Genomic DNA, 26,902 nt, shown 5'->3' with positions numbered 1-26,902 from the left:
GGGGCGGCGGGGGCCCACACGGCCCCCGCCGCCCCTCCGGCGTGTCCGGGTGTCAGCAGACGACGGTGACGGAGAACGGCCGGTCGCTGTCCACGGCCGCCGTGCCGCCGGCGGACGGGGTGGCGGTGCGGATGAAGAGGGTGTTGCCGTTCACCTGGCCGACCAGGATGGACGAGCTGCCCGGACCGGGGTCGTTCCCGCCGTTGGTGTTGACGGTGCCGAGCAGGGCGCAGCCGTTCAGGCCGGAGGACGTGGTGATGTTGTAGCGGCCGATGCCGAACTTGTTGATGCCGGTGATGCCCTGGCCACCGAGGACCTGGCCGTTCGCGGCGACCTTGGCCCACGCCGTGGTCGTGGCCATGGAGTGGGAGGCGACCGCCGGCTCGGCCGAGGCCGAGGACACGGCGAGCGCGCCGCCGACCGTCAGCGCCAGCGCCGCCGCCGTGAGGGTGAGCTTCCTGGATGCGTTCATGACTGTCTCCCTGCATGTGGAGGAATCCGTGCAGGTGGCCCACCCCGGGAAAGGGCTCACCGGGGAGGACTCTCCTCCCTCGGCGGCCGCCGGGAGAAGGCCCTGCGGTGACGGTCACTCCAAATGATCAAGATGCGCATCAAACCCCCGATTGCGGGGAGTGATGATTGAATCACCTCCTGTCACCGTCCGGCCGCCCAGTCCGCCAGCGCGTCGAAATCCGCGCGGGTCAGGCCGATCCGCTCGTCCACGTACCTCAGGAGGGCGTGCGCCGGGTGGTGCTGGTCCACGTACTCGTGGTCCATGGCGGTGATGTCGTCGTCGATCCAGGCGAAGGGCCGCCCGCCCGCGTACTCCAGGACGTACTGCGTCTTCCAGAAGGTGCCGCGCGGCGCCCGGCCGTGCATCGCCGGCCAGTCGATGAAGGGGAGCGGCGGCAGCCCCAGGTGCGGCCCTATCCAGTCGTTCGCCTCGTCCTTCCAGGTGGTGGCCCAGACCAGGTCGTACGCGTCCGCCAGCGCGAGCAGTTCCGCGCCGTGGCCCGGGTTCAGCCAGACCCGCAGCGGCTTGCCGTCGGTGAAGCCGGTGGGCTGCATCCGGTGCGTGGTGTAGCCCTCCGGGCGGCGCTGGGCCTGGGCGGCGTAGGGGTTCAGGGGACCGTCGACGTCGATCAGCAGCAGGGGCTTCATGGCTCCACCCTTCTCGCCGGGCCGCCCTCGTGGCGACCCGTTTTCTTGATCCGGATCAACGAATGAGACAGCCACGTCTCATTCGGGTTATGCTTGTCTCATGGCCATGGATCGTGACCAGGTGCTCCGCGACGCGGCGGCCCTGCTTTCCCGCAAGTCGACCGCCACGATGGACGAGGTCGCCCGCGCCGCCGGCATCGGCCGCGCCACCCTCCACCGGCACTTCGCCGGCCGCGACGCCCTCGTACGCGCCCTCGAAGACCTCGGCATCCGCGAGTTCGAGGGCGCCTTCGACCGCGCCCGCCTCGACGAGGGGACGGCCGTGGACGCCATCAGGCGGCTGATCGCCGAGACCGAGCCCAACGCCCAGCTGCTGGCCTTCCTCGTCACTGAGAACCAGCTCTTCGAGGGCGACCAGGTCAACGAGGGCTGGGCCCGCCTCGACACCCGCGTCAACGCGCTCTTCAAGCGCGGACAGCAGGAGGGCGACATCCGCATCGACCTGAGCCCCGCCTGGCTCACCGAGGCCCTCTACGGGCTCGTCGGCAGCTGCGCCTGGGCCGTCATGGACGGCCGGGTCGCGGCCAAGGACTTCCAGTACATGATCACCGAGCTGCTGCTCGGTGGCGCACGACGGAGCGTGGAGTGATGATCCGAACCGAACAGCTGCAGCGGGGGACGGGGGCGGAGGAGAAGAGCGGGGGGCGCTGGCTCGCCCTCTCCGTGCTCGTCCTGGCCGTCCTGCTGGTCGCGGTCGACGCCACCGTACTCGGCCTCGCCACCCCGTCCCTCAGCGAGGACCTCAAGCCGTCCGGCACCCAGCTGCTGTGGATCGGCGACATCTACTCCTTCGTCATCGCCGGCCTGCTCGTCTCCATGGGCTCCCTCGGTGACCGCATCGGCCGCAAGAAGCTCCTCCTCACCGGCGCCACCGCCTTCGGCGCCGTCTCGGTCCTGAACGCCTACGCGACCAGCCCCGAGATGATGATCGCCGCCCGCGCCCTGCTCGGCGTGGCCGGCGCCACCCTGATGCCGTCCACCCTCGCGCTGATCCGCAACATCTTCCACGACCCGCGCGAACGCAGCCTCGCCATCGGCATCTGGGGCGCCACCGCCTCCGCCGGCGCGGCCATCGGCCCCGTCGTCGGCGGCGCCCTGCTCCAGCACTTCTGGTGGGGCTCGGTCTTCCTCATCAACCTCCCGGTGATGATCGCCCTGGTCCTCGTCGGCATCCGGCTGCTGCCCGAGTCCAAGAACCCCGTCGCGGGCCCCTGGGACCTGATCAGCGTCGCCCTGTCCCTCGTCGGTGTCATCGGCGTCGTCTACGCCGTCAAGGAAGCGGCCACCCACGGCGCCACCGCCGGCGTCTGGATCGCCGCCGCCGTCGGCGCCGCATGCCTCTACGCCTTCGTCCGCCGCCAGTTCGCCCTCGCCTCCCCGCTGCTCGACATGCGGCTCTTCAAGCACCGCGGCTTCTCCGGCGCGGTCCTCGCCGACCTGCTGACCGTCTTCGGCCTCTCCGGACTCGTCTTCTTCCTCTCCCAGTTCTTCCAGCTGGTCCAGGGCCGCGACCCGCTCGAAGCCGGACTCGCCGAACTGCCCGCCGCCATCGGCGCGGTGGCCACCGGCCTGGTCGCCGGCAGGTACGCCCGCAAGCACTCCGTACGCGTCATCGTCACCGGCGGCCTCGCCGCCATAGGGCTGGCCCTCGCGGCCCTCACCGTCATCCACCGCGAGACCGGCTACCCGCTGCTCGGCGCCGCCCTGCTCGTCGTCGGCCTCGGCGCCGGCTTCTCCTTCACCGTCACCGCCGACGTCATTCTCTCCAGCGTCCCGAAGGAGCAGGCCGGCTCGGCCTCCGCCGTCTCCGAGACCGCGTACGAACTCGGCGCCGCCCTCGGCATCGCCCTGCTCGGCTCCGTCGTCACCGGCGTCTACCAGGGCTTCACCGCCCCGGCCTCGGTCCCCGCCCCGGTCGCCGACGCCGCACACGAATCGCTCGGCGGCGCCGTGGAGGCCGCCCGCACCCTGGACCCGGCCACCGCCCACACCATGGTCGGCGCGGCCCAGGACGCCTTCGTGGACGGCCTGCGGCTCGCCTCGGGCGTCGGCGCCGCCGTCCTGCTGGCCACCGCGGCGGCCGCCTGGTTCCTGCTCAGGGGCCAGGAACTCCAGGACGGCGTCGAGCACTGACGCACCGCGCCGCGACGCGGTGTCCCGGCGGCCCGAACGGAATTGACAGTCCGTCGGGCCCCGGGACACCATCCCGGCGATGGAGATCAACGACCTGACCCCGGCCGAGCGCCGCGTCGTCGACGCCTTCCCGCGCGGCGAGGCGGTCGACTTCCGCGAGAGCCCCCACGAGAGCTCCCACGACGGAGCCTCCTGGGGCGCCGCACGCAGCGTCCGCGCCGAGGTGCTGCGCAACCTCCTCGTCGGGGGCGCCGCCGACGAGGGGCACGTCGCGGGGATCAAGCTCTACGGCGCCAGGATCACCGGCAAGCTCGACCTGAAGTACGCGGTCGTGGACCACCCCATCCGGATGCGGTCCTGCTGGTTCGAACGCAAGCCCATGATGTACGGCGCCCAGCTGCGCGCCCTCGTCCTCGGCGACTCCACCCTCCCGGGCCTGACCGCCGCCACCGTGCGCGTCGAGATCGTGCTCAGGCTCTCCGGCTGCCGCATCGACGGCCCCGTCCGCCTCGCGGGCGCCAGGATCGCCGGCGGGCTCTTCCTCCAGGGCGCCGTCATCCGGCAGGGCAGCGAGGCCGACGAGGTCGACGAGCCGCCGCTCCAGCTCAACCACGCGGAAATAGGAACGGACATCATGGCCGACGGCCTCACCGTCCACGGCCAGTTCCGCATCAACGGCGCCGGCATCGCCGGCCAGATCAGCCTCGACGGCGCCAGGCTCGTCAACCCCGGCGGCATCGCCCTGCACGCCGAGACCCTCGTGGTCGGCACCGACCTGCGCGGCCACCGGCTGCACGCCGAGGGCATGGTCAACCTCACCGGCGCCCGCATCCCCGGCCAGGCCATACTGACCCGCGCCAGCCTGTCCAACCCCGGGGGCGTGGCCCTGCGCGCCAGCTCCGCCGTGATGGGGGAGTTCTGGCTGCGCAAGTGCCCCACCATCGACGGCATCGTCAACCTGCGCCGCAGCCAGTTCGACATGCTCTGGGCCGAACCGTCCGTCTGGCCGGCCACGGTCCGCACCGACGGGCTCAGCTACCGGCTGCTCCACCCCCACCTGCCCGCCGAGGAGCGGCTGCCGCTGCTGGAGCGCGAGGAGGACGGCTACCTGCCGTACGCGTACGAGCAGCTGGCCGCCGCCTACCGCACCGTCGGCGACGAGGCGGCCGCACGCACCGCCCAGCTGGCCAAACTGCGCCGCCACCGGCGCACCCAGCCCCGCCGCACCCGGCTCTGGGGCCTGCTCCAGGACGCCACCGTCGGCTACGGCTTCCGGCCGATGCGCGCGGCGGCCTGGCTGCTGGCACTGACGCTCACCGGGACCGTCGCGTACGGGATCACCCCGCCCCGGGCGCTGAAGGCCGGGGAGGCTCCGGAGTTCAACCCGCTCTTCTACACCCTCGACCTGATGCTGCCGATCATCGGCTTCGGGCAGGAGGGCGCCTTCGCGCCGGCCGGCTGGTACCAGTGGCTGTCATACCTGCTGATCGTGACCGGCTGGGTCCTCGCCACCACCACGGCGGCGGGCGTCAGCCGGTCACTCCAGCGGCAGTGAGGCCCGGATTCCCCGGTTCCCGGCTTCCCCGGATCCCGGACTCCGCGGCCGCCGGACTCAGGCCGCCTTCGCCTTCGTCGCGTACATGTCCACGTACTCCTGGCCGGACAGCCGCATGACCTCGGCCATCACCGAGTCGGTCACGGCGCGCAGCACGTAGCGGTCGCGGTCCATGCCCTCGTAGCGGGAGAACTCCATCGGCTCGCCGAAGCGGATCGTCACCCGGCCCGGGCGCGGCATGCCCGCGCCTCCGGGCTGCAGCTTGTCCGTGCCGATCACCGCGAACGGGACCACCGGGGCGCCCGTCATCAGGGTCAGGCGGGCGATGCCGGTGCGGCCGCGGTAGAGCCGGCCGTCGGGGGAGCGGGTGCCCTCGGGGTAGATCCCGAAGATCTTGCCCTCCTCCAGGATCCGGCGGCCCGTCATCAGCGCGGCCACGCCGCCGTTCGCACCGTCGCGGTCCACCGGGATCATGCCGGAGCCCGTGAAGAACCACGCCATCAGGCGGCCCTTGAGGCCCTTGCCCGTCACGTACTCGTCCTTGCCGATGAAGTGGACCGTGCGGTCGCACACCAGCGGCAGGATCATCGAGTCGATGAAAGTCAGGTGGTTGCCCGCCAGGATCACCGGACCCGTGCCCGGGATGTTGTCGAGCCCCTCCACCTTGGTGCGGAACATCAGGCGCATGACCGGTCCGACAGTGGCTTTGATGAGCGCGGTACGGAACAACGTGAGCCCTCCGGCATCGAAAAGCGGCTTTCGCACCACACGGCGGTAGTGCAGGTGAGGACGATACTCGCGGCCCGCCCCTGTTGGCACATCGGGTTCACGAGGTGGATACGCAGTGTTGACACGCGTTTGCGCCATGTTCCGCCGGAGCCCACCCCCACGCCACCCTGCCTTGCCTACCATCGCCACGCCGACCGGGGCCTTCACGCCCCCCGGAGATCCCGGGGCCGCGGGCCCGGTCCAGGACGAGGAGTGGCACAGATGACACAGGGTGGGGCAGCACGGCGCACGGTGCTCGGAGCGGCCGTACTGGCGGCCGGAACCGGCATCACCGGACTCACGGCGGGAACCGCCGACGCTGCGGACGACCGCTCCGGCAGCGGCCACGGCGACGGCGGCGGCTACCGCGACCTGCCCGTCCCCCTGGTCATCGGCCACCGCGGCGCCAGCGGCTACCGCCCCGAGCACACCCTCGGCTCCTACCAGCTGGCCCTCGACCTCGGCGCCGACGTCATCGAGCAGGACCTCGTCCCCACCAAGGACGGCCACCTCGTCTGCCGCCACGAGAACGAGATCGGCGGCACCACCGACGTCGCCGACCACCCCGAGTTCACCGGCCGCCGCACCACCAAGACCGTCGACGGGGTCTCCGTCACCGGCTGGTTCACCGAGGACTTCACCCTCGCCGAACTGAAGACCCTGCGCGCGAAGGAACGCATCCCCGCCGTGCGCCAGCGCAACACCCTCTACGACGGCCAGTGGGCGGTCCCCACCTTCGAAGAGGTGCTGCGCTGGGCCAACCGCGAGGGCCGGCTGCGCGACAAGCGGGTCTGGCTGCACGTCGAGACCAAGCACCCCACCTATTTCCGCGGCCTCGGCCTCGGCCTGGAGGAGCCCCTCGCCAAGCTGCTGCGCCGCTACGGGCGCGACGGCCGCGACGCCGCCGTGTTCCTCCAGTCCTTCGAGCCCTCCAGCATCCAGCGGCTCTCCCGCCTGGTCTCCGCCCCGCGCGTGGTGCTGCTCTCCGCGGCCAACACCCGCCCCTGGGACTTCGAGACGGCCAAGGACCCCCGCACCGTCGCCGACCTGGTCAAGCCCGAGGGCCTCAAGTGGATCGCCGGCTTCGCCCAGGGCATCGGCCCCACCCTCGACCTGATCGTGCCGCGCGACGCGGCCGGCAGGCTCGGCACCCCCACCACCCTCGTGCGCGACGCCCACGCCAAGGGACTGGTGCTGCACCCCTACACCGCCCGCAACGAGAACAGCTTCCTGCCGGCCGAATACCGCAAGGGCACCGACCCGGCGGCCTACGGCGACGCGCTCGGCGCCTTCAAGAGGTACTTCGAACTGGGTGTCGACGGCATCTTCACCGACAACCCGGACACCGGACTCCTGGCCGCGGAGGCCTTCCGCCCCGGACGTGGCGTCAACCGCTAGCCCCCAGCCCCCGAACGGGTGGGCCGGGCCCGGCGGGGAAACCGCCCGGCCCGGCACCCGCGTCCCGCCCGGCATGGACCTGATACGGGAACCCGACCTGCTCACGGAGCTGGGCCCGCTGCTCTCCGCCGAGGCGGCCGCGGAAGCACCGGCCGCCGGGGTGGAGGCCGCCGACCTGGAACAAGCCGTCTGGGTGCGGTTGCTGGAACGAGGCCCCCGCGCCCCCTTCCCCGCCGGCCGCGCCCGCTGGCTGCGGCGGGCGGTGCGCGCCGAGGCCCGCCGTGCCCGGCGGCGGGCGCACCGGGAGGTCCCGTACGGCACCACCCCGGCGGTGGACGCGGCCGGCGAGCCCGAGGACGCGCTGCTGCACGGCGAGGCGAACCGGGCCCTCCGATCGGCGGTCGCCCGATTGCCGGGACGCTGTCCGGAGCTGATGGCCGCACTTCTGTCGCCCAGAGACATGACTTACCGTGAAATCGCAGGAGAGTTGGGTATCTCACAAGGAAGTTTGGGACCGGTACGTTCCCGTTGCCTGGGATGTCTGCGCAGAATGCTCGCTGTCGAGGTTGCGGCTCCTGACCCGTGGGGAAAGGAGCGGTAGACCGGAGAGCTACCAGGTGAGCGGGAGGCATGCGCACATGGGCATGAGCGTGACCATTTCGGCGGCGGCCGCCGAAGACGCCGAGCAGATTTTCAAGCTGCAGTATCTGGCGTTCCAGCGGGAGGCCGAGCTGTACGGCAACTACCTCATCCAGCCCCTGACCCAGTCCCTGGACTCCCTGAAGGCGGAACTCGCCTCGGACACCGTCCTGGTCGCCCGGCTCGGCGACGAGGTGGTGGGCGCGGTGCGCGGCAGCGTCGGCGAGGACGGCACGGCGAGCATCGCCAAGCTGTGCGTGCACCCGCGGCTGCAGGGCCACGGCCTCGGCGCCCGGCTGCTGCGCGGGGTCGAGGAAGCCCTCGCCGGGCACGCCGGAACGACCCGCTTCCGCCTGCACACGGGCCACAAGAGCGAGTCCAACCTGCGGCTCTACCGCAAGGCCGGGTACGCGCAGGTCGGCAACCGCACGGCCTCCGACGGCGTGCGCCTGGTCATCCTGGAGAAGGACGCCAAGGACACCGACTACGCCGTCAGCGCGTAGCGGCCATCCGGTCCGGGGGCGTTCCGCAGCGACGGCGGGACGCCCCCGGACCGGTTCCGGGCACCGCCCAGGGCGCCCGCGGGCTCAGCGCTTCGAGCGGAGCCAGAGCATCCCGGTCACCGGCAGGATCACGGGGATGAAGAGGTAGCCCATCCCGAAGTCCGACCACACGGTGGCGTCCGGGAAGGAGTCGGGCCGCACCAGCGTCCAGGTCCCGACGGCCAGCACGCCCGCGAGCTCGACGCCGCAGCACACCAGCGCCGCCCGGCGGGCCGTCTCCCCGCCGCGCACCAGCGAGTACGTGATGAACGCGTACGCCACGGCCGCCGCGGCCGACAGCGAGTACGCCAGCGGCGCCCGGTCGAACTCGGTGGAGATCTGGTAGACCGAGCGCGAGAGCGCGCCGACCACCATCACCCCGTAGAGCCACACCAGCAGCAGCCCGGGACCGGAGACCAGTCGCTTGCGCCCGGCGGGCGGGGCGGTCGTCGTGTCAGGCACCGGATCCCCAGATGTCGTAGAGCCGTACTTCCAGCACGGCGAGGACGACCGCGCCCGCGGCCACCGTCACCGAGCCCCACTTGGTGCGCTCGGTCAGCGAGAGCATCCCGGCCGCCGGAACCGCCGCGAAGGCACCCAGCAGGTAGGCCACGAAGATCACCGTGCCCTGTTCGGGCTTCTCGCCCCGGCCCAGCTGGACCAGGCCGATCACCAGCTGGGCCAGGACCAGCGCGGTCACCACGGCCATGCCGATGAAGTGCCAGTCCTTGGTCGGCTGGTCCCGCCATGCGGCGTGGCCGCACCAGGCGGCGAGGGCGAGTGCGGCCGCGCCGATGGCGACCGTCAGGGCGACGAGCATGCAGCGAGGGTATTACGGGCCTCGAGGCCCGACGCGCCCGCCCCTCGCGGCATCGCCGGGCCGCTGTCGCGGGACGTACGGGCGGACGCTCGGCACGTACGGGCGGACGCCCGGCCGGCATGCGGACCGTGGCGGACCGTGGCCTTGACCACAACGCACCAGGCCCTCGAGCTCCACGCGGACGTGTTCGTCCCGGCCCCTGTCGGCCGTGTCCGCGCTGGTCAGCGCGGATGGGATCACGCTGGAGACGGACCCCGCCGACTGGCTGGTCCAGTCCACTCCTGTCCGGATGGCGACCGGTTTCCGTCCGCTATCCGGACAGCATTGATCGGTGAGTCGCCATGTCTGCTTTACTGGGGCACATGACCACGACGAGCAGCCGCACCCTTGCGACCGAGGCGACGATGACGCCCGGTGCTCGTTGTATGTGTCGAATGTGCGCCTTCTGAGGGCCCCTTTCACGCAGTCTCGCGCCCCGAAGCGAGACCGGCCGGGCAGCTCCGCGCCCCAGTCGCACCACACCGCCGACTGATCCCCGGTACGGACCGCTCCTGCCCCGCGCACGCGTCGACACCATCGTTTTGTGACGGTTAGACCCGTATCGCGTCCCCAGATGTTTGCCCCGTGCACGGCAACCCGCACCCCGTGCACTCGACAGCGACGGAAATCCTGTGATCACCACATCGGGCCTCACGAAGGTCTACCAGTCCCGTGGCCGCGAGGTCACCGCCCTGGACGGCGTCGACCTGCACGTCCGCGAGGGCGAGGTATACGGAGTCATCGGCCAGAGCGGCGCCGGCAAGTCCTCCCTCATCCGCTGCGTGAACCTGCTGGAACGCCCCACCAGCGGCACCGTCACCGTGGACGGCGTCGAGCTCACCGCCCTCGCCGGCCGCGGCCGCCGCGCCGGCAAGGAACTCCGCGAGGCCCGCAGCCGCATCGGCATGGTCTTCCAGCACTTCAACCTGCTGTCCTCGCGCACCGTCCAGGCCAACATCGAGCTCCCCCTGGAGATCCTCGGCGTCTCCGGCCGCGAACGCTCCCGCAAGGCCCTGGAACTCCTCGACCTCGTCGGCCTCTCCGACAAGGCCAAGGCCTACCCCACCCAGCTCTCCGGCGGCCAGAAGCAGCGCGTCGGCATCGCCCGCGCCCTGGCCGGCGACCCCAAGGTGCTCCTCTCCGACGAGGCCACCAGCGCCCTCGACCCCGAGACCACCCGCTCCATCCTCCAGCTGCTGCGCGACCTCAACCGCCAGCTCGGCCTCACCGTCCTCCTCATCACCCACGAGATGGACGTCGTCAAGGCCGTCTGCGACTCCGCCGCCCTCATGAAGAAGGGCCGGATCATCGAGTCCGGCACCGTCGCCGAACTGCTCGCCACCCCCGGCTCCGAGCTCGCGGCCGAACTCTTCCCGGTCAGCGGCAGCGCCACCGGCCCCGACCGCACCGTCGTCGACGTCACCTTCCACGGCGAGGCCGCCACCCAGCCGGTCATCTCCCAGCTCTCGCGCACGTACAACATCGACATCTCGATCCTCGGCGCCGCGATGGACACCGTCGCCGGCCGCCAGATCGGCCGCATGCGCATCGAACTCCCCGGCCGCTACGAGGACAACGTGGTGCCCGTCGGCTTCCTGCGCGAGCAGGGCCTCCAGGTCGACATCGTCGACGAGGACTCCGACCTCGACTCCGAGATCGCCGCACTGGTCAAGGAAGGTGCCAAGTGACCTGGTCCGAGATGCAGCCCCTGCTCACCCAGGGCACGTACGACACCCTCTACATGGTGCTGTGGTCCACCCTGGTGACCGTCCTCGGCGGACTGCCCATCGGCATCCTCCTCGTCCTCACCGACAAGGGCGGCCTCCTGCAGAACCAGCCGCTCAACAAGGTCCTCGGCGTGATCGTGAACATAGGCCGCTCGCTGCCGTTCATCATCCTGCTGATCTTCCTGATCCCGGTCACCACCGCCGTCGTCGGCACCTTCATCGGCCCCACCGCCATGATCGTCCCGCTCGCCATCGGTGCCGTCCCCTTCTTCGCCCGGCTCGTCGAGACCGCCGTCCGCGAGGTCGACCACGGCCTCATCGAGGCCGTCGAGTCCATGGGCGGCGGCATCCCCACCCTCGTCGGCAAGGTCCTGCTCCCGCAGGCCCTGCCCTCCCTGGTCGCCGCCGTCACCACCACCGTGATCACCCTCGTCGGCTACTCCGCCATGGCGGGCGCCGTCGGCGGCGAAGGACTCGGCTCCAAGGCCATCACCTACGGCTTCCAGCGCTTCGAGACCGGCTTCATGTTCGCCACCGTCGCCGTCCTCATCGCCCTCGTCACGGTGATCCAGCTGATCGGCGACGGCGTGGTACGCGTCCTCGCGCGCCGCGGCCGGACCGCCTGACAGCCCCACCCCAGACTTCCCCACAAAGGAAAGCCCGCACTTGTCGTGCTTGGGCCACCACCCCGCGAACACCCGCGAAAAGCAAGAAAGGCACTCTTCGTGCGCAAGAACACCAAGCTCACCGCCATCGCCGCCGCCTCCGCAGCGCTCGCCCTCGGCCTCACCGCCTGCGGCAGCTCCTCGGACCCGTCCACGGCCGCCAAGACCGACGGCGGCAAGGTCGACGAGACCAAGCCCCTGGTCATCGCCGCCTCCCCGAGCCCGCACGCCGACATCCTGAACTTCGTCAAGGACAAGCTCGCGGCCAAGGACGGCCTCAAGCTGGAGGTGAAGGAGTTCACGGACTACGTCCTGCCCAACACCGCCACCGAGCAGGGCCAGGTCGACGGCAACTTCTTCCAGCACAAGCCGTACCTCGACGACTTCAACAAGAAGAACGGCACGCACATCGTGCCCGTCGTGAACGTCCACCTGGAACCCCTCGGCCTCTACTCCAAGAAGCTCAAGGCCCTCACCGACCTCAAGCCCGGCCAGACCGTCGCCGTCCCCAACGACACCACCAACGAGGGCCGCGCGCTCCAGCTGCTCGCCGCCAACAAGCTGATCACCCTCAAGGACGGGGTCGGCACCAGCGCCAAGCTGTCCGACATCACCGACAAGAAGGGCCTGGAGTTCAAGGAGCTGGAGGCCGCCACGGTCCCGCGCGCCCTGAACGACGTCGACGCCGCCGTCATCAACGGCAACTACGCCCTCGAGGCCAAGCTCTCGCCCGCCAAGGACGCCCTGGCCCTGGAGAAGGCCGAGGGCAACCCGTACGCCAACTTCCTCGCGGTCAAGGAAGGCAAGCAGAACGACCCGCGCATCCAGAAGCTCGCCAAGCTCCTGAACACCGACGAGGTCAAGAAGTTCATCGAGGAGAAGTACCAGGGCTCGGTCATCCCGGCCTTCGGCACCCCCGCCGCCTGACCCAAGACCGCCTGGTAGACGCCGGATTCCCGGCCCCGCGCACCCACCCGGGCGCGCGGGGCCGCGGGCTTGTCGGGCCCTGCCCGCTTCCGGGCAGCCCGGCCCTGCACATCCCCCGGCCGATGCTGCATGCTGTGGCCTACGACCCGCACAAACGGTCCCGCACGGCGGTCCCGTACGAACGGGCCGGCACGAACGGTCCCGCCCCACGGTCCCAGGCATGGAGCTGCGCATGACTACCACCTTCCCGGACGTCACCATCAGCACGGACCGGCTGGTGCTGCGCCCCTTCGAGGAGGACGACGTCACCGCGCTCGCCGAGATGATGAACGACGAGCAGGTCACCGCCTGGACCTCCGTACCGCACCCCTACACCCCCGCCCACGCCCGCGCCTGGGCCACCGCCCTCTCCCACGCCGAGCGCACCGAAGGCCGCGGCATCGTCCTCGCCGTCACCGAGTTCCTCACCCAGCGCCTCGTGGGCGTCGTCCACCTCCAGAACACCGACTGGCGTACCCGCACCACCGAAGCCTGCTACGTCACCGCCCCCTGGGCCCGGGGCGAGGGCTACGCCAGCGAATCCGTCCTCGCCGTCGCCCAGTGGCTCCTGCGCGACCAGCGCTTCGAAAGACTCGAACTGCGCACCGCCGCCGACAACACCGCCTCCCAGCAGGTCGCCCAGAAGATCGGCTGCATCAGCGAAGGCGTCCTGCGCAACGTGGCGATAGTGCGCACCCAGGCCGCGGACGGCAGCTGGACCGACACCCGCACCGACCTCATCGTCTGGAGCCTGGTCCCCGAGGACCTCGACGACACCGACGAGTACGACGTGTACGAGAGCCGCCACGCCCGCCCCGGCCCCGCCGGCCGCCCCGGCCACGACGACGGCTACCCCCTGCGCCGCCGCGCCGGCGCACACGGCTACGCCGTCGGCGCCGACCGCCGCTGACCGCGGGCCGGCCGGCGCCGGCGCGATGGCCGACCGGGACCGGGCCGCAAGCCGACCGGGACCGGCCCGATGACCGGGTAGTCTCACCGTGACCCCCTGAAAACCCCTGAAACCACCTCACGAGGCCGAAGGCGCCGAAGGCGGTTTCTCCCACCCCCCACTCCAGGAGACCGACGACGATGGCCGACCGGGTCACGGTGATCGGATGGGACGGCTCCCCCCTGACCGCGGCCGCCCGCTCCGCGCTCTCCGCCGCCACCCTCGTGGCCGGAGCCGCCCACCACCTCGCGCTCCCCGAGATCCCGCCCGGCGCGGAACGCATCCGCCTCGGCAGTCTCGGCCTCGCCGCCCGCCGCATCGCCGGCCACCGCGGCACCGCCGTCGTCCTCGCCGACGGCGACCCCGGCTTCTTCGGCGTCGTCCGCACCCTCCGCGCCCCCGAACACGGCCTCGAAGTCGAAGTCGTCCCGGCCGTCTCCGCCGTCGCCGCCGCCTTCGCCCGCGCCGGAATGCCCTGGGACGACGCCCAGGTCGTCGTCGCCCACCCCCGAACCCTGCGCCGCGCCGTCAACGTCTGCCGCGCCCACACCAAGGTCGCCGTCCTCACCTCACCCGGCGCCGGCCCCGCCGAACTCGCCCTGCTCCTCGAAGGGATCCACCGCACCTTCGTCATCTGCGAGGAACTCGGCACCGACCGCGAACGCGTCACCGTCCTCACCTCCGACGCCGCCGCCGACCACAGCTGGCGCGACCCCAACGTCGTCATCGTCATCGGCGGCGCCGGCCACGCCCCCACCGCCGCCGACCCCGGCTGGCTGCTCGGCCGCGGCCCCGGACCCGCCCCCGTACGCGGCTGGGCCCGCCCGCAGCCCGCCGCGGACGGACCCCGGCCCGGTGAAGGGGAGTCCGTCCAGCTGCGCGCCGCCCAGCTCGCCCGGCTCGGACCCCGCACCGGAGACCTCCTCTGGGACATCGGCGCCGGCACCGGAGCCCTCGCCGTGGACGCCGCCGCCCACGGCGCCGCCGTCATCGCCGTCGACGCCGACCCCCGCGCCTGCGAACGCGTAACCGCCGCCGCCCGCAAGCGCGGTGTCCAGATCCAGGTGGTCTCGGGCCGCGCTCCACACGTACTGGAGAGCCTCCCGGAACCCGACGTCGTCCGCGTCGGCGGCGGCGGACCCCCCGTCATCGCCGCCGTCGCCGAACGACGCCCCGAACGCATCGTCAGCCACGCCTCGACGCGCGACGAGGCCGAGGCGATCGGACGCACCCTCACCGAACACGGGTACGCCGTCGAGTGCGCGCTCCTCCAGTCCGTCGGCCTCGCCCCCCGGACCTGGGCGGAACAGGAGCGTTCCGTGGTGTTCCTGCTGGCAGGCGAACGCCCCGTGAACCGCTGACGCGGAGCCCGGGGTAGGCTGGCCGATCGTCGTACCGCCCTGGTGGACGCGCGACGTGGCGCAGTCCACAGCGGACCGTGCCGGTTTCTGGCCGACACGGAGGCCGACGAGCGCGACAATGCTCAGGAGTTGTTGTGCGTGCGCACGAGAGACGGCGCACCGCGCGACGACCCCGCACGGCAAAGTCCGCACGGAGGGCCCGCTGGGCGGCCGGGCGATCGAAGAGGCAACACCGATGGGCGAGGGGTACGCATGACTGACACCGGCCAGGTCCCGGGCGAGGGTCACCCGGACAACACGGGCATGGTGGATCAGCAGGGCAGTCCCGCGCAGGTCCCCCAGATGCCGCCGCTGCCCCCCATGCCGCCCCAGGCCCCGGCCGGCTACGCCTTCCAGGACCTCGTGGACGACCCGTCCGAGGCCGAGGACGAGGAACTGCTGCTGATGCCGAGCGGCCACGGGCAGGGCTCCTGGAGCGACCCGCAGGTCGTCCCCCCGGTCCCGTCCTTCCCCGGCGACTTCCCGGCGGAACCCGTCTACACCGAGTACCCGCAGGCCCCCGCCGCCGGATACCCCGAGCCCGGCCCACTCGGCTTCCCGGAGCCCGGCTACCCCGAAGCCTTCCCCGCCCCCGCCGCGCCGGGACAGCCCGCACCCGGCTTCCCCGAGGCGGGCTACCCCGCCCCCGGCACCTTCGCCGACCCCGCCGCGTACAGCGCCGGCGCCCACGAGACCGGCGGCCGCGACTCCGGCTCCCTCGACCTCGGCGGCCTCGTGGTCCCGCCCGCGGCCCCCGCCGCCGGGCAGGTCCCGCCCGCGGCCGCCGTGATGCCGCCGCGCCGCCCGCTGCACATGGGCCCGCCCGTGCCCGACGCCACCGGGGGAGTCGTACGCTCCCTCGCCGACCGGGGGCCGGCGGCCGCGCCGGCACCGTCGGCCGCGACGATGACGCCGGGTGTGCAGGTGGCGCCGGGTGTCCAGGCGGCTGGCGGGGTGCAGGTCGCGCCGGGTGTCCAGGCGGCTGGCGGGGTGCAGGTGGCTCCCGGGGTGCAGGTGGCGGCTGACGCGCAGGTGGCGCCCGGTGTGGAGGCGGCGCCTGATGCGCAGGCTGCGCCCGGCGTGGAGGCGGCGTCCGGTGTGGAGGCGGCGTCCAGTGTGGCGCAGGCCGTTCCCGCTGAGCAGGCTGCGCCGGCCGAGCAGGGCGTGGCGGCCGAGCAGGCTGCCGCGGCTGAGCAGGCAGCGCCGGTCGTCGAGCAGGGTGTTCCCGCCACGCAGGGTGTTGCGGCTGAGCAGGGCGTTCCCGCCGCGCAGGCGGAGGCCGTCGTGGCGGAGGCCGTGGTGGGGGAGCCCGTCGTCGGGGAGCCTGCCGTGGCCGCCGAAGCCGTCGAAGCCGCGGGCGTCGAAGCCGATCCCGCCGAAGCCGTGCCCGCCGAAGCCGTGGCCGTCGCGTCGGAGCCCGTCGCCGTGGAGTCCGCTGCCGCGGAGCCCGTGGTCACGGAGCCCGCCCCTGCGGAGCCCGCCCCCGCGGAGCCCGTCGTGGTGCTGGCCCCCCAGGTGGCCGCCGCCATCGCCGCCGAGGCCGCCGCCGCCGAGGCCGCCGCCCAGGCTTCCGAAGCCGCCGCCCAGGCCCCCGAGGCCGAGCCGGCCGCCGCCCCCGGCCCCGAGTACCTCGACCTCGCTCCCGCCGCGCCCCAGCCCGGCGAGGTCCCGCCGCAGGCCGGTGCCCCGTGGACGGCCGAGCCCGTCGCCGCCGCCCCCGTCGCGGCCGACGCCGCCGCCCAGCCCGCGCCGGAGGCCGCTGCCGAGGCCGCTCCCGCCGCCGAAGAGGCCCCGACGGCCCCCGAGGCCCCCGCTCCCGCCGCCGGCGCCCCGGCCGAGGCCGCTCCCGCCGCCGCAGCCGCGCCCGACGCGCCGGAGACCCCGGCCGAGCCCGCGCAGGCCGCCGAGCCCGACGCGGCTCCCGTCGCCGTGACGGCGGTCGCCGCCGAGGCGGGCCCCGCGGAAGCGGTGGTCCAGGCCGAGGCGCCCGCCGAAGCCGCCGCCGAAGCCGGGCCGGAGCCCGTCGCCGAGCCGCAGCCCCAGCCCGTACAGGCCGCCGAGGCCACCGAGCCCGCCCCGGCCGAGGCCGCCGAAGCCGAAGCCGAAGCCGCCGAGCCGGCCCCCGCGGGCCCCGTCGGCGAGCCGGCCCCGGGATACGCCGACGCGGAGCGCGAAGCCGTCCTGCGCGTGATGCGCGAGCGCCGCGACATCCGCAAGGGCTTCCGCACCGACCCCATCCCGCACGAGGTGCTGCTCCGCGTCCTGGAGGCGGCCCACACCGCGCCCAGCGTCGGCCACTCGCAGCCCTGGGACTTCGTCGTCATCCGCTCCGCCGAGACCCGCCGGACGATGCACGAGCTCGCCCAGAAGCAGCGCGAGGCCTACGCCAAGTCGCTGCCCAAGGGCCGGGCCAAGCAGTTCAAGGAACTGAAGATCGAGGCCATCCTCGACACCCCGGTGAACATCGTCGTCACCGCCGACCCCACCCGCGGCGGCCGCCACACCCTCGGCCGGCACACCCAGCCGCAGATGGCCCCGTACTCCTCCGCCCTCGCCGTCGAGAACCTCTGGCTCGCCGCACGCGCCGAAGGCCTCGGCGTCGGCTGGGTCAGCTTCTTCGACGAGCGGGAGATGGTCCGCGCGCTGGGGCTCCCCGAGCACCTGGAGGTCGTCGCGTACCTGTGCGTCGGGTACGTCGACGAGTTCCCCGAGGAGCCGGAGCTGATGCAGGCGGGCTGGTCGCAGCGGCGTCCGCTGGCCTGGGTCGTCCACGAGGAGACGTACGGGCGCCGCGCGCTGCCCGGCGAGGCCCCGCACGACCTGCTCTCCGAGACCGTGGCCTCCATCCGGCCGCTCGACGCGAAGGCACTCGGCGAGGCCTGGGAGCGGCAGAAGCGCATGACGAAGCCGGCGGGCGCGCTCGGCATGCTGGAGATCATCTCCGCGCAGCTGTCCGGCCTGTCGCGGGTCTGCCCGCCGCCGATCCCGGAGCCCGCCGCCGTCGCGATCTTCGCCGGTGACCACGGCGTCCACGCCCAGGGCGTCACCCCGTGGCCCCAGGAGGTCACCACGCAGATGGTGGCCAACTTCCTGGGCGGCGGGGCCGTCTGCAACGCCTTCGCCAACCAGGTCGGCGCCGAGGTCTGCGTCATCGACGTCGGCGTGGCCGGGGACCTCCCCGCCACCCCGGGCCTGCTCCCGCGCAAGGTCCGCCCCGGCACCGACGACCTGTCCGTCGGCCCCGCGATGTCCCGCGAGGAGGCCATCGCGGCCATCGAGGTCGGCATCGAGACCGCGCGCGACCTCGTCGCGGCCGGCAACAAGGCGCTCCTGACGGGCGAGATGGGCATCGCCAACACCACGGTGTCGGCCGCCCTCATCTCCGTCTTCACCGGAGTCGACCCGGCGGAGGTCACCGGACGCGGCACCGGCATCAACGACGAGACGCACGCCCGGAAGGTCGAGGTCGTACGCCGCGCCCTGGAGCTCCACCAGCCCGACCCGAACGACCCGATCGGCGTCCTGGCGGCCATCGGCGGCCTGGAGCACGCCGCGATCGTCGGCCTCCTCCTCGGCGGCGCCTCCCTGCGCACCCCGGTCATCCTGGACGGCGTGAGCGCCGGCGCGGCCGCCCTGGTGGCCCGCGCCATCGCCCCCGAAGCCCTGTCGGCCTGCATCGCGGGCCACCGCAGCGCGGAACCGGGCCACGTGGCCGCCCTCAACAAGCTCGGCCTGCGCCCCCTGGTCGACCTGGACCTCCGCCTCGGCGAAGGCACCGGCGCCCTCCTGGCCCTCCCCCTGGTCCAGAGCGCGGCCCGCGCGATGCACGAGGTGGCCACGTTCGACTCGGCGGGCGTGACGGAGAAGTAGCGGGTACGCACCTTCCTGCGCGCCGGGGCCGGACACCAGAGGGTGTCCGGCCCCGGGGCTTTTCGGGGTTCGGGCCTGCTATCTCCCCCTCGAGGGGGTGGGGGCCGGTCGGCGGCTGCCCACCCGCCTCCCCGTCTGCGGGCCGGTGGCCGGGGAGCGGTATCCCCTCGGGCGGGATCAGAGCCGGTTTGGGGGTTTCCCGTCAGTCCCATCGTCCTTCCGGTTCGGGCCGGCCTGTCAAGGGCGCTCCTTCGTCGCGTCGCTTCGCGATGGCCTTCGGCCACCCTTGACAGACCGACCCGCCCCGGAATGCCGAAAGACTGACGGGAAGCCCCCAAAGAAACGGGACGGACGATCCTTGGAGGAGCGGGCATCTCAGTGCTGAGACGAGCGGCCGGGCGCCGGCCCCGCCGGGCATCCGGGGCCTCACATCCGCGATTCCGGGCCAGGGGCGCGACTACCCGCACGAGAGGTTGACCAAGTCCACCGGCGGAGCCCCCACGGCGCAGCAGATCGCTACGTGCTCCTCCTTGCTTGGCGGCCGTCGACCGTCCGGGGCCGCTGCTGTCATGAGACGGCGATCAGGACAGCGAAGGGCTCCGTCAGGCGCGACAGATCGCTACGCGCTCCTCGCGTCTCGGCGCCTGCGGCCCGTCTGGGGTCCCTACGAAGCCCGGTCGGAGCCGGTCGGCGCGGGCGGCCTCTGGTGACCGCACTCCAGCACCGTTCCGTTGGCGTCGGTGACCGTGCATTCGAAGACGATCCTGGTCGGGTCGCCGTCCTCGTAGAGCCAGACGGTGATGCCGCCCTCCCAGACGAGGGTGGTGAACCAGACGTCGATCCCCTCGTCTGCCGGCGCAACCGTGAAGACCTCGCCCGGCTTCAGGTAGTAGTCCTCGCCGTACGGCTCGACGAAGAGACAGAAGTCGCTCTTGCCGACGTTCTCCACGGGCAGCTTGCTGCGTCCCATGCCGTCCCCCCATGACCGGCATCCCGCGATGCCCCAGCGCACTGTATCCGCCCACTGCTGGCAGGCGTTGGCAGCGTCTCAGCGGACAGGAATTCGGTGATTCGGCCGATGACCTGTGTCTGCCAGATCTGACCTGCGGCCTGCTTCGGCGGCGGGTATGCAGAGTGCCCTCCTCCGGCGGGGGCCGTGGGCCACCATCCAAGCGGGAGACGCCTGATGCCGTGGAGCTGCCGACCTTGTGGGGCGACAGCCTCACCGAACTGGCCGGCCCGATAGCCGGTCATCGAGGCCGCGTACTCGTAACCCGGCCCGATGGGTTTGTGCGGGAGATACGTTGTCGGCATGGCTGACTTCTTGATTGTGATCACGACCGTGGACACTCACGACGCTGCGCGGAAGCTGTCACGGTCGGCGGTGGAGGCGGGGTTGGCGGCCTCCGGGCAGGTGACCGGACCGATCGAGACCACGTATCGGCATCTCGGCGAGGTGTCCGAGGGGACCGAGTACCAGGTGGCCTTCCGGACGGCAGAAGATCGGCGGGAGGACCTGGAGGGCCACCTCGTGGACAACCATCCGTACGACTCGCCCGAGGTCATCGCGTTCGGCATCGATGCGGGTCGCTCCGAGTACCTGGACTGGATCACCAGGGCCACACGCTAGGAATGCACACGCTCCAGCAGCGCGCCGACCGGGGCGAGAGCGCGGTGGGGCTCCAGCCGCTTGACCATGGCTCGTGCCCGCGCCGCCGGTCTGACCGACGAGAGTCCCTCGGAGAGGTCGAGTACTCGACTTGTGATCGAGGTTGCGTGCTCGACCTCGCCGGCGTCGAGGTAGGCCGACGCGAGCCAGGAGAGGTACAACGCTTTGTCTCGTGCCCGGGTGTCGTCGTACCTGCTGAGGGCGTCCTCCAGTGCCGGGATGGCGCGCAATGGGCGGTGCAGTTCCGCCCAGCACCGCCCCGTCATGATCGCGATCTCGTCGCGGTCAACCCAGTAGGCCCAGTCGGGCGTCGTTACATCACTCTCGCGGTGGACGGCTTCCTCCGCGGCCTTCAGGAAGTAGTCCGCTTCGCGGGCGCCGCCGGAAGTCGCGTGCTGCCATGCCAGCCTGTCCGCCAGTAGCGCCCGCACCGCCGGTGCGGCGTCCGTGCCGAGTGCCTCGTACGCGGCCGTTGCGAACTTGACCCCGGCGCTCCCGCCGACAGTCCATTCCAGGTATGCGAGAAACGCCAGCGAGTTGCCTTCCAGTGCCGAGTCCTCCGCTGCTCGGGACGCGGCCAAAGCGGTCATGTAGTGGCTACGAGCCTCCGGGTAGTGGCCGGCGTCGTACGCTGCCCAGCCTGCGAGCTGGGCCTGTTCGGCGACGATTCCCCGCAGGGCACGCCCCGTGCCCTCGGAGTAGACGCCTTCATCCGTCAGCCGGGTCGTGCCCGCCAGCTCACGGACGTACATACGGTAGGTGTCACCACCGCCCACGAAGTCGTCCAGTCGCCTGAGCCGGGCCGTTTTCTGACCCAGCTGGTCCGCCACGTCGGCGCCGATCCTTCGCCCCGATGCCAGCAATGACGACGGTTGTATGACGGCGACCCCAGCGCCTGCCATGAATCCTCGGCGATTCACATCGTTCTCCTGATCGGTCTGCTGCTCCAGCCGGCGAAGCCGTCGGGCGAAGGCGACGGCGCGGCACAGTTCCTCTTCAGGCACGCCGAACTCTGCAGCCAACAGCGCCCGCGACGCAGGGTCCGGAAGACGCTCCTGGTTCTCCCATCTCGACACTGTGGCCTGCTCCAGCGGATATCCCCGCCGCTTCGAGAGGTCTGCCGCAAGACCTTCCTGGGTTCGTCCGCTCGCCATACGCAGGCGGCGAAGCAGTTGCCCGATGGGCTCCACGCCGTCGTGCCTTTCGGCCTTGTTCGTCATCGTCGTCCCCCGGCCATGAAACGTGGCCATGTCTCTGGAATGGCCATGCCTCCTGGCCCATCCGTCCAAACGCCTGGGGCAGTTCACTGGTCACAGCTGCCTGACCGAGACCGTGGAGAGATGCAGTGCCCCCACAGAAACGCAATGGTCCTAGCAGGACCCTTTCCGGTAGCGCCAGTGATCCGCTCGATCCCGAAACCCCCGTCTGCGGGGCGCAGACGGTGTCCGTGCCCAGCCAGGACTTGCTCGACCGGGCACTGCGGGGCTGGGAGCGCTTCCTCGACTCCTTCGAGGAGCCGGCCCATGAGTGAGCAGTACGAGTACGTTCCGCACCGCTTGCTCCGCCGCCGGGTGCGCGACATCGCCTCTGGGACCGAGGGCGTGCTGATGGCCGTGGTCAACGAGAACGTCTCCGACACCGGCATCGAGCGCTGGATGGAGCTGGCGTACATCCGGGGCGCTTCCGGCCGAGAGCTCACGACCGCCGTGGACAACGTCCAGCCCGCCCAAGACCAGCCCCAGACGGCCCGCAGGCGCCGGGATGAGGGACGCGCGTAGCGATCCGGTGCGTCCCTCGGAGCCGGAGGACGGCCTCGTCGGCCTCTCGTGCGGGTATCGGCCCCGGACGGTCGTCGGACGCTGAGAAATGGGGAGCGTGTAGCGATCTGTCGCGCCTGTCGGCTTCCTGGGCTGCTCTGGTCGTCTTCTCGTGCGGGTTGTCGCGCCCCTGGCCCGGAATCGCAGATGTGGGGGCCGGATGTCGGGCGGGCCGGCGCCCGGCCCCTCGCCTCATCGCTGAGGGACCCGCTCCTCCAAGGATCGTCCGTGCCGTTTCTTGGGGGTTTCCCGGCAGTCTTTCGGCTTTCCGGTTCGGGCCGGTCGGTCAAGGGTGGCCGAAGGCCATCGCGTAGCGACGCGACGAAGGAGCGCCCTTGAGGGACCGGCCCGGACCGGAAGGACGATGGGACTGACGGGAAAGCCCCCGCCCGCTCCGATCCGGGCCGCCGGGATCCCGCCATCACCACCCCGACCAGGCGAAACCTCCTCCGCGAACTTCGGCCCCGCAGGTTCCCCCGGCGGCGATGGGTCGTATCGTGGTCCCGGGCGGGTGCCCCGCACCGTGTGCCCGACCAGCCGCTCCAGCGCAGCAGCGGCAGCCGCCGTCCACACCCCGCCGCATCAGGAGCCGCAACCGCCATGGCAAACCCGGCACACCCCGCCTACCCCGTAGGACTCCGTCTGGCAGGGCGCCGCGTCGTCGTCATCGGCGGCGGGCAGGTCGCCCAGCGCCGGCTTCCCGCGCTCGTCGCGGCAGGGGCCGACGTGCTGCTGGTCTCCCCCTCCGCGACCCCCTCCGTGGACGTGATGGCGGCGACCGGCGAGATCCGCTGGGAGCGGCGCCGCTACCAGGACGGTGACCTCGAAGGTGCCTGGTACGCGCTGATCGCGACCCGGGACCGGGCCGCCAACGACGCCGCCTCCGCCGAGGCCGAGGCCCGCCGCGTCTGGTGCGTGCGCGCCGACGACGCCGATGCCGCCACCGCCTGGACCCCGGCCACCGGCCGGGTGGAGGGCGTCACCGTCGCCGTGCTCAGCGGCAACGACCCGCGCCGCTCCGCCGCCGTGCGCGACGCGGTCGTCGAGGGGCTGCGCGACGGTTCCCTGAGCGCCGCCCGGCCCCGCGTCCCCGGTGTCGCCCTCGTCGGCGGCGGGCCCGGCGACCCGGACCTGATCACCGTGCGCGGCCGGCGCCTGCTCGCCGAGGCCGACGTGGTCATCGCCGACCGGCTCGGCCCCCGCGACCTGCTGGACGAGCTCCCGCCGCACGTCGAGGTCATCGACGCCGCGAAGATCCCGTACGGCCGTTTCATGGCCCAGGAGGCCATCAACAACGCCCTGATCGAGCACGCCAAGGCCGGCAAGGCCGTGGTCCGGCTCAAGGGCGGCGACCCGTACGTCTTCGGCCGCGGCATGGAGGAGCTCCAGGCGCTCGCCGCCGAGGGGATCGCGTGCACCGTCGTGCCCGGCATCTCCAGCTCCATCTCGGTGCCGAGCGCCGCCGGGATCCCCGTCACCCACCGCGGGGTCGCGCACGAGTTCACCGTGGTCAGCGGGCACGTCGGACCGGACGACCCGCGCTCCCTGGTCGACTGGGCGGCCCTCGCCAAGCTCACCGGCACGATCGTCATCCTCATGGGCGTCGACAAGATCGGCCTGATCGCGGAGGCCCTGGTCCGCCACGGCCGCTCCGCCGACACGCCCGTCGCGGTCGTCCAGGAGGGCACCACCGCCGCCCAGCGCCGGGTGGACGCCACCCTCGCCACGGTCGGCGAGACCGTCAAGGCGCAGGAGGTCCGCCCGCCGGCCGTCATCGTCATCGGTGACGTCGTACGCGTCAACGCCCCCCTCACCGACGCCTGACAGGCCGTTGGCACCGCACCCAGGACAAGGCAGTATCACCCTGTGGCTGATCTCATCACCATCGAAGACCCCGACGACCCGCGCCTGCGCGACTACACGGGCCTGACCGACGTCGAACTCCGGCGCCGCCGCGAGCCCGCCGAGGGCCTGTTCATCGCCGAGGGCGAGAAGGTCATCCGGCGGGCCAAGGACGCCGGGTACGAGATGCGGTCGATGCTGCTCTCGGCCAAGTGGGTCGACGTCATGCGCGACGTCATCGACGAGCTCCCCGCCCCCGTCTACGCCGTCAGCCCCGACCTCGCCGAGCGGGTCACCGGCTACCACGTGCACCGCGGCGCGCTCGCCTCGATGCAGCGCAAGCCGCTGCCCACGGCGCAGGAGCTGCTGGCGTCGGCGCGCCGGGTGGCCGTCATGGAGGCGGTCAACGACCACACCAACATCGGGGCCATCTTCCGCAGCGCCGCCGCCCTCGGCATGGACGCCGTGCTGCTGTCGCCGGACTGCGCGGACCCGCTGTACCGGCGCTCGGTCAAGGTGTCGATGGGCGCGGTGTTCTCCGTCCCGTACGCCCGCCTGGAGGCATGGCCCAAGAGCCTGGACACGGTGCGGGAGGCGGGCTTCAAGCTCCTCGCCCTCACCCCGCACGAGAAGGCCTCGCCGATCGACGTGGCGGCCCCGCAGACCCTGGACCGGGTCGCGCTGATGCTGGGCGCGGAGGGCGATGGGCTCTCGACGCAGGCGCTGGTCGCCGCCGACGAGTGGGTGCGCATCCCGATGGCGCACGGCGTGGACTCGCTGAACGTGGGCGCGGCCGCGGCCGTCGCCTTCTACGCGGTGGCGGGCAGCGGCCGCGCGTAGCCGCGGCCGTAGTCCCGCACGAAGGGGTGCCCCGCCGGCCGGCGGGGCACCCCTTCAGAGTTTCTGCGCGAGGGCGATGCCCAGGGCCACGATCAGGGTCACCACGACGAACACGATCAGCCGCTGCCGTAGCAGCTTCGGGTCCGGCCGCGAGGGGCGGCGCCCCGTGCCGGTCGTACGCGGGCCCGTGCGGCCGCCGGTGCGCCCGGCGGTGGATCCGGGGTTGCGGGGCGAGGAGGGCCGCGACTGGGGCCCGCTGTGGGGGCCCTGCGGCCTGGCGACGGGGGTCGGGCCCCCGGTACGCCGCTCCGTGCCGCGGTCCGCGTGGCCCGGGCCCCGCCCGTCGGGCCGTGCCGCGGGCCGCTCCACGCGGGCCCGCTGCGCCGGCGGGCGTCCGTCGCCCAGCCCCTGCGCCTCGCGGGCGGCGATCTCCTTGAGCCGCATCGACAGCTGGAGCGTGGTGGGCCGCTCCTCGGGGTCCTTGGCCAGGCAGGCCCGTACCAGCGGCGCGAGCGCGTCCGGGACGCCGGCCAGGTGCGGTTCCTCGTGCACCACGCGGTACAGCATCACCTCGGAACTGCCGTGTCCGAAGGGCGAGTCGGCGGTGGCCGCGTAGGCGAGCGTGGCACCCAGCGCGAACACGTCCGTGGCCGGGGTGACGGCGGCGCCGCGCACCTGCTCGGGCGCGAGGAAGCCGGGGGAGCCGACCGCGGTGCCCACGTGGGTCAGGGTGCTGGCCCCGGTCGCCCAGGCGATGCCGAAGTCGATGATGCGGGGGCCCTTGGGGGAGAGCAGGATGTTCGAGGGCTTCAGGTCCCGGTGGACCACCCCCGCCTCGTGCACGGCGACCAGGCCCTCGGAGAGCGCGGCACCGATCGCGGCGATCTGCGCGGCCGTCAGGGGCCCTTCCTCGGCGACCTTGTCGTGCAGCGAGGGGCCGGGCACGTACTGGGTGGCGAACCAGGGGCGTTCCGCGTCCAGGTCGGCGGCGACCAGCCGGGCCGTGCAGCCGCCGCGGATCCGCCGGGCCGCGGACACCTCGCGGGCGAACCGGGAGCGGAACTCCTGGTCCTCGGCCAGGTCGGGCCGGATCACCTTGAGGGCCACGCGCTGGCCGCGCCGGTCCGACCCCAGGTAGACCACGCCCATGCCGCCGGCACCGAGCCGCCGGTGCAGTCTGAACGAGCCGACGACACGCGGGTCCTCGCGCCGGAGCCGCATCATCGCCATGTCCACCCCGCTGACGGTCGTCCTGCTGATCTGGCACAGCTTACGGACCATCCGGCACGGGCGCTCAGAGGCCGCGCCCTCCCGGAGGGATTCGATTCTCAGTGCGGGGCAGGCCACTTGAGGGTGCGTCGGCTCCCGCACCCCACTGCGGCCCGCCACCGGCACTCCGGTCCAAACGGCCCTCGGGCCAAGGGGATTGGCGCCCACACCGGCTCCGCGGCGGGCCGGATCCGAGGGGGACCGGGCCGCCGCGGCGGGCGGGGTCGTCAACGCCCCGTACGAAGACATGCGTGTGCGGGGAGTGACGGAAGTGAGCGAAGTCACTACGCTCCGATAGCCCCCTCCGGGAAGACCCCCATCACGGGGGAGGGATCTCCACCCAGGGGAGTACGCGGGGGCCGGCCCCGTCATCCTCCTGGAGGCCCGCCAAGGGGTACGAGGGCATGAGGCCAGGAGCCTTCCGGCCGCCTAGTGTTGAAGACAAGCGGCGGGTGGCGCACTCGTCCCCCGAGGTCACGGGCCCGCCGCTGCCAGACGACAGGGAGAGGACCATGGCGGACATCGCACGGCAGGGACGCAAGGCATTCGCGTTCAACGGCCATGAGTCCGGCACGCGGCACCCGCTGGTGGCCGCGGCCATGGTCCTCCCCCTGGCCGCCCTCCTGCTCTTCCTCTTCGGGGGCTTCGAGCAGGTGGCGGCGCAGGCGTCGTCCGTGGGCGTGATGCTGGGGCGCTGAGCGGCGCCCCGGGCCCGGAAGAGCGGTCCGGGCCGGGACATCGGCCTGTCGCACCCCGTGGGGACGGGGGAGCGG

Annotated in this window: 25 protein-coding genes; 17 read left to right on the top strand and 8 right to left on the bottom strand. The window is 72.6% G+C overall.

Annotated elements, in window-relative coordinates:
- Positions 1-52 precede the first annotated feature (52 nt).
- On the bottom strand, positions 53-472 hold the full coding sequence (locus tag D1J60_RS07370) for a hypothetical protein (protein WP_125820567.1): 420 nt from the start codon (positions 470-472) through the stop codon (positions 53-55).
- Positions 473-654: 182 nt separating this feature from the next.
- Positions 655-1,161, bottom strand: coding sequence for an HAD domain-containing protein (locus tag D1J60_RS07365; protein WP_125820566.1), 507 nt, complete (start codon positions 1,159-1,161; stop codon positions 655-657).
- Positions 1,162-1,261: 100 nt separating this feature from the next.
- Here D1J60_RS07365 and D1J60_RS07360 point away from each other — a divergent pair, with 100 nt between their 5' ends.
- The 3 genes from D1J60_RS07360 to D1J60_RS07350 all read left to right on the top strand — a co-directional run bounded on the left by D1J60_RS07360 (position 1,262) and on the right by D1J60_RS07350 (position 4,909).
- Positions 1,262-1,810, top strand: a complete 549-nt coding sequence (locus D1J60_RS07360; RefSeq protein ID WP_125820565.1) for a TetR/AcrR family transcriptional regulator — start codon at positions 1,262-1,264, stop codon at positions 1,808-1,810.
- Entirely contained in the window at positions 1,810-3,354 is a 1,545-nt protein-coding gene (locus D1J60_RS07355) for an MFS transporter (protein ID WP_206436493.1), read from the top strand. The genes D1J60_RS07360 and D1J60_RS07355 overlap by 1 nt, the downstream gene beginning before the upstream one ends.
- A gap of 79 nt (positions 3,355-3,433) precedes the next feature.
- Complete coding sequence (locus D1J60_RS07350; RefSeq protein ID WP_125820564.1) at positions 3,434-4,909, top strand: membrane-associated oxidoreductase; 1,476 nt, start codon at positions 3,434-3,436, stop codon at positions 4,907-4,909.
- Positions 4,910-4,966: 57 nt separating this feature from the next.
- Here the strand turns inward: D1J60_RS07350 and D1J60_RS07345 are convergent, their stop codons facing one another.
- Positions 4,967-5,596 carry a lysophospholipid acyltransferase family protein gene (locus tag D1J60_RS07345; RefSeq protein WP_042803043.1) on the bottom strand — a complete coding sequence of 210 codons (630 nt, stop codon included), beginning with the start codon at positions 5,594-5,596 and terminating at the stop codon, positions 4,967-4,969.
- 303 nt (positions 5,597-5,899) lie between these two features.
- Here D1J60_RS07345 and D1J60_RS07340 point away from each other — a divergent pair, with 303 nt between their 5' ends.
- The 3 genes from D1J60_RS07340 to D1J60_RS07330 all read left to right on the top strand — a co-directional run bounded on the left by D1J60_RS07340 (position 5,900) and on the right by D1J60_RS07330 (position 8,217).
- Positions 5,900-7,075: a glycerophosphodiester phosphodiesterase gene (locus D1J60_RS07340; protein ID WP_125820563.1), complete on the top strand. Its 1,176-nt coding sequence runs from the start codon at positions 5,900-5,902 to the stop codon at positions 7,073-7,075.
- Positions 7,076-7,148: 73 nt separating this feature from the next.
- Positions 7,149-7,676 (top strand): sigma-70 family RNA polymerase sigma factor, encoded by a 528-nt coding sequence (locus D1J60_RS07335; RefSeq protein WP_125820562.1) that lies wholly within the window; start codon positions 7,149-7,151, stop codon positions 7,674-7,676.
- Between the two features lie 37 nt (positions 7,677-7,713).
- Positions 7,714-8,217, top strand: coding sequence for a GNAT family N-acetyltransferase (locus D1J60_RS07330; protein ID WP_125597298.1), 504 nt, complete (start codon positions 7,714-7,716; stop codon positions 8,215-8,217).
- A gap of 84 nt (positions 8,218-8,301) precedes the next feature.
- On the opposite strand, the gene D1J60_RS07325 is transcribed toward D1J60_RS07330, so the two are convergent.
- Entirely contained in the window at positions 8,302-8,718 is a 417-nt protein-coding gene (locus tag D1J60_RS07325; RefSeq protein WP_125597301.1) for a hypothetical protein, read from the bottom strand.
- Positions 8,711-9,076 (bottom strand): hypothetical protein, encoded by a 366-nt coding sequence (locus D1J60_RS07320; RefSeq protein WP_125820561.1) that lies wholly within the window; start codon positions 9,074-9,076, stop codon positions 8,711-8,713. Before D1J60_RS07320 ends, D1J60_RS07325 begins: the two co-directional genes overlap by 8 nt.
- Positions 9,077-9,747: 671 nt before the next feature.
- Here D1J60_RS07320 and D1J60_RS07315 point away from each other — a divergent pair.
- From D1J60_RS07315 to cobT, 6 genes are all read left to right on the top strand, one after another.
- A complete protein-coding gene (locus tag D1J60_RS07315) occupies positions 9,748-10,803 on the top strand; it encodes an ATP-binding cassette domain-containing protein (RefSeq protein ID WP_125820560.1) in 1,056 nt (351 codons plus the stop codon).
- The gene (locus D1J60_RS07310; protein ID WP_125597309.1) at positions 10,800-11,468 is read left to right on the top strand and encodes a methionine ABC transporter permease; all 669 of its coding nucleotides are present in this window, start codon (positions 10,800-10,802) and stop codon (positions 11,466-11,468) included. The genes D1J60_RS07315 and D1J60_RS07310 overlap by 4 nt, the downstream gene beginning before the upstream one ends.
- 99 nt (positions 11,469-11,567) lie before the next feature.
- Complete coding sequence (locus tag D1J60_RS07305) at positions 11,568-12,434, top strand: MetQ/NlpA family ABC transporter substrate-binding protein (protein WP_125597312.1); 867 nt, start codon at positions 11,568-11,570, stop codon at positions 12,432-12,434.
- A 232-nt stretch (positions 12,435-12,666) separates the two neighbouring features.
- Complete coding sequence (locus D1J60_RS07300) at positions 12,667-13,383, top strand: GNAT family N-acetyltransferase (protein WP_125820559.1); 717 nt, start codon at positions 12,667-12,669, stop codon at positions 13,381-13,383.
- Between the two features lie 179 nt (positions 13,384-13,562).
- Complete coding sequence (cbiE, locus tag D1J60_RS07295) at positions 13,563-14,783, top strand: precorrin-6y C5,15-methyltransferase (decarboxylating) subunit CbiE (RefSeq protein WP_125820558.1); 1,221 nt, start codon at positions 13,563-13,565, stop codon at positions 14,781-14,783.
- Positions 14,784-15,035: 252 nt separating this feature from the next.
- On the top strand, positions 15,036-18,692 hold the full coding sequence (cobT, locus tag D1J60_RS07290; protein WP_125820557.1) for a nicotinate-nucleotide--dimethylbenzimidazole phosphoribosyltransferase: 3,657 nt from the start codon (positions 15,036-15,038) through the stop codon (positions 18,690-18,692).
- Between the two features lie 664 nt (positions 18,693-19,356).
- Here cobT and D1J60_RS07285 read toward each other — a convergent pair.
- A complete protein-coding gene (locus D1J60_RS07285) occupies positions 19,357-19,662 on the bottom strand; it encodes a hypothetical protein (RefSeq protein WP_125820556.1) in 306 nt (101 codons plus the stop codon).
- Between the two features lie 342 nt (positions 19,663-20,004).
- On the opposite strand from D1J60_RS07285, the gene cutA reads away from it, so the two are divergent.
- The gene (gene cutA / locus D1J60_RS07280; RefSeq protein WP_125820555.1) at positions 20,005-20,322 is read left to right on the top strand and encodes a divalent-cation tolerance protein CutA; all 318 of its coding nucleotides are present in this window, start codon (positions 20,005-20,007) and stop codon (positions 20,320-20,322) included.
- On the opposite strand, the gene D1J60_RS07275 is transcribed toward cutA, so the two are convergent.
- Positions 20,319-21,581: a helix-turn-helix transcriptional regulator gene (locus D1J60_RS07275; RefSeq protein ID WP_164720857.1), complete on the bottom strand. Its 1,263-nt coding sequence runs from the start codon at positions 21,579-21,581 to the stop codon at positions 20,319-20,321. The two genes, cutA and D1J60_RS07275, sit on opposite strands and share 4 nt — an antisense overlap.
- A gap of 303 nt (positions 21,582-21,884) precedes the next feature.
- Between D1J60_RS07275 and D1J60_RS07270 the strand changes: the two genes are divergently transcribed.
- The 3 genes from D1J60_RS07270 (at position 21,885) to D1J60_RS07260 (ending at position 24,860) form a co-directional block, all read left to right on the top strand.
- Positions 21,885-22,139, top strand: coding sequence for a hypothetical protein (locus D1J60_RS07270; RefSeq protein ID WP_125820553.1), 255 nt, complete (start codon positions 21,885-21,887; stop codon positions 22,137-22,139).
- A 639-nt stretch (positions 22,140-22,778) separates the two neighbouring features.
- Positions 22,779-24,002, top strand: a complete 1,224-nt coding sequence (cobA, locus tag D1J60_RS07265) for a uroporphyrinogen-III C-methyltransferase (protein WP_125820552.1) — start codon at positions 22,779-22,781, stop codon at positions 24,000-24,002.
- 42 nt (positions 24,003-24,044) lie between these two features.
- Complete coding sequence (locus D1J60_RS07260; protein ID WP_007263096.1) at positions 24,045-24,860, top strand: RNA methyltransferase; 816 nt, start codon at positions 24,045-24,047, stop codon at positions 24,858-24,860.
- A gap of 54 nt (positions 24,861-24,914) precedes the next feature.
- On the opposite strand, the gene D1J60_RS07255 is transcribed toward D1J60_RS07260, so the two are convergent.
- Positions 24,915-26,090, bottom strand: a complete 1,176-nt coding sequence (locus tag D1J60_RS07255; protein WP_125823906.1) for a serine/threonine-protein kinase — start codon at positions 26,088-26,090, stop codon at positions 24,915-24,917.
- Between the two features lie 551 nt (positions 26,091-26,641).
- Here D1J60_RS07255 and D1J60_RS07250 point away from each other — a divergent pair.
- Entirely contained in the window at positions 26,642-26,827 is a 186-nt protein-coding gene (locus D1J60_RS07250) for a hypothetical protein (RefSeq protein WP_125597167.1), read from the top strand.
- The last annotated feature ends 75 nt before the right edge of the window (positions 26,828-26,902 follow it).

Source organism: Streptomyces sp. W1SF4, from assembly GCF_003950035.1.
GTDB lineage: Bacteria > Actinomycetota > Actinomycetes > Streptomycetales > Streptomycetaceae > Streptomyces > Streptomyces racemochromogenes.
This window is presented reverse-complemented; position numbering and strand designations above follow the sequence as displayed.

Excerpts from the sequence above, each read along its gene's own strand:
- D1J60_RS07370 (WP_125820567.1), bottom strand. The coding sequence starts at position 472 with ATGAACGCATCCAGGAAGCTCACCCTCACGGCGGCGGCGCTGGCGCTG.
- D1J60_RS07365 (WP_125820566.1), bottom strand. The coding sequence starts at position 1,161 with ATGAAGCCCCTGCTGCTGATCGACGTCGACGGTCCCCTGAACCCCTAC.
- D1J60_RS07360 (WP_125820565.1), top strand. The coding sequence starts at position 1,262 with ATGGCCATGGATCGTGACCAGGTGCTCCGCGACGCGGCGGCCCTGCTT.
- D1J60_RS07355 (WP_206436493.1), top strand. The coding sequence starts at position 1,810 with ATGATCCGAACCGAACAGCTGCAGCGGGGGACGGGGGCGGAGGAGAAG.
- D1J60_RS07350 (WP_125820564.1), top strand. The coding sequence starts at position 3,434 with ATGGAGATCAACGACCTGACCCCGGCCGAGCGCCGCGTCGTCGACGCC.
- D1J60_RS07345 (WP_042803043.1), bottom strand. The coding sequence starts at position 5,596 with ATGCGCCTGATGTTCCGCACCAAGGTGGAGGGGCTCGACAACATCCCG.
- D1J60_RS07340 (WP_125820563.1), top strand. The coding sequence starts at position 5,900 with ATGACACAGGGTGGGGCAGCACGGCGCACGGTGCTCGGAGCGGCCGTA.
- D1J60_RS07335 (WP_125820562.1), top strand. The coding sequence starts at position 7,149 with ATGGACCTGATACGGGAACCCGACCTGCTCACGGAGCTGGGCCCGCTG.
- D1J60_RS07330 (WP_125597298.1), top strand. The coding sequence starts at position 7,714 with ATGGGCATGAGCGTGACCATTTCGGCGGCGGCCGCCGAAGACGCCGAG.
- D1J60_RS07320 (WP_125820561.1), bottom strand. The coding sequence starts at position 9,076 with ATGCTCGTCGCCCTGACGGTCGCCATCGGCGCGGCCGCACTCGCCCTC.
- D1J60_RS07300 (WP_125820559.1), top strand. The coding sequence starts at position 12,667 with ATGACTACCACCTTCCCGGACGTCACCATCAGCACGGACCGGCTGGTG.
- cbiE (WP_125820558.1), top strand. The coding sequence starts at position 13,563 with ATGGCCGACCGGGTCACGGTGATCGGATGGGACGGCTCCCCCCTGACC.
- cobT (WP_125820557.1), top strand. The coding sequence starts at position 15,036 with ATGACTGACACCGGCCAGGTCCCGGGCGAGGGTCACCCGGACAACACG.
- D1J60_RS07285 (WP_125820556.1), bottom strand. The coding sequence starts at position 19,662 with ATGGGACGCAGCAAGCTGCCCGTGGAGAACGTCGGCAAGAGCGACTTC.
- cutA (WP_125820555.1), top strand. The coding sequence starts at position 20,005 with ATGGCTGACTTCTTGATTGTGATCACGACCGTGGACACTCACGACGCT.
- D1J60_RS07275 (WP_164720857.1), bottom strand. The coding sequence starts at position 21,581 with ATGACGAACAAGGCCGAAAGGCACGACGGCGTGGAGCCCATCGGGCAA.
- D1J60_RS07270 (WP_125820553.1), top strand. The coding sequence starts at position 21,885 with ATGAGTGAGCAGTACGAGTACGTTCCGCACCGCTTGCTCCGCCGCCGG.
- cobA (WP_125820552.1), top strand. The coding sequence starts at position 22,779 with ATGGCAAACCCGGCACACCCCGCCTACCCCGTAGGACTCCGTCTGGCA.
- D1J60_RS07255 (WP_125823906.1), bottom strand. The coding sequence starts at position 26,090 with ATGGCGATGATGCGGCTCCGGCGCGAGGACCCGCGTGTCGTCGGCTCG.
- D1J60_RS07250 (WP_125597167.1), top strand. The coding sequence starts at position 26,642 with ATGGCGGACATCGCACGGCAGGGACGCAAGGCATTCGCGTTCAACGGC.